Origin of the sequence: Frankia sp. Mgl5 (assembly GCF_023242985.1) — a bacterium.
GTDB lineage: Bacteria > Actinomycetota > Actinomycetes > Frankiales > Frankiaceae > Parafrankia > Parafrankia soli.
In genome coordinates this window covers 1-491 of record NZ_JALKFY010000452.1, presented here as the reverse complement: position 1 = coordinate 491, position 491 = coordinate 1, and the positions used below count along the sequence as shown (strand labels likewise).

Here is a 491-nt window from a genome sequence, read left to right as displayed (position 1 = left end):
CCTGCAAATCACGGCGACGTACGCGAACGGAAGCACGCAGGATGTGACAAGTCAATCCACGTATCAAAGCAGCGACCCGACCATTGCGACGGTCAATGCGGCGGGAGTCATTTCGGGGGTAGCAGCAGGCAATGCGACGATTACCGTAAGCTACTACGGCAAGACGATCACCGTTCCGGTTCAAGTAACGGCCACCACCAGCACCGCCAACCGCCTGTCAGCGGGAGGCAACCATACGTTGCTAGTAAAAGAAGATGGAACCGCGTGGGCATGGGGATTGAATGACAACAGTCAATTGGGTGACGGAACGAAGCAAAACCGGACAACCCCCGTGGAGAGTATGCTGGTCATTACGGTACAGCAGTTGGCGTCAGTTCCGAGTACAGTCCTGCTCCCGACCGCACAAAGCAAGAGCCTGCAAATCACGGCGACGTACGCGAACGGAAGCACGCAGGATGTGACAAGTCAATCCACGTATCAAAGCAGCGACC

Annotated in this window: 1 protein-coding gene; it reads left to right on the top strand. The window is 56.2% G+C overall.

What is annotated here, in order from left to right; genetic code table 11:
- Positions 1 to 43: 43 nt before the first annotated feature.
- Positions 44 to 491: Ig-like domain-containing protein (locus tag MXD62_RS10100; RefSeq protein WP_248829069.1), on the top strand; the 448-nt coding region annotated here is incomplete at its 3' end.